General features: G+C 71.6%; 1 pseudogene. It reads left to right on the forward strand.

Annotated features, from left to right (window positions below):
- Positions 1-430: pseudogene (locus FFK22_RS42305) on the forward strand (IS21 family transposase); the annotation flags it as partial.

Genomic DNA, 430 nt, shown 5'->3' on the forward strand with positions numbered 1-430 from the left:
TGACGCGGCGACGCGCGAGGTTCGGTTCAACGCGCGGTTCCAGGCCTTCGCCAGGTACTGGGGATTCAGGCCGCGCGCCTGCGCGCCGTACCGGGCCCAGACCAAGGGCAAGGACGAGCGCGGCGTCGGCTATGTGAAGCGCAACGCCATCGCCGGCCATAGCTTCGCCAGCTGGGCAGCGTTGGAGGCGCACCTGGTCTGGTGGATGCGCGAGATCGCCGACATGCGCATCCACGGCACGACGGGCGAGCCACCGCTCCACCGGTTCCGGCGCGAGGAGGCCTCAGCCCTGCGCCCGCTCGATGGCCGGCCGCCCTTCCGCCAGGTGCGGGATCTGACGCGCCGGGTGCAGTCGGACTGCTGCATCGAGGTGGACACCAACGCCTACAGCGTGCCCTGGCGGCTGATCGGCGAGACGGTGCGCGCGGTG

It is taken from the genome of Mycobacterium sp. KBS0706 (assembly GCF_005938675.2).
Classification (GTDB): domain Bacteria; phylum Pseudomonadota; class Alphaproteobacteria; order DSM-16000; family Inquilinaceae; genus Inquilinus.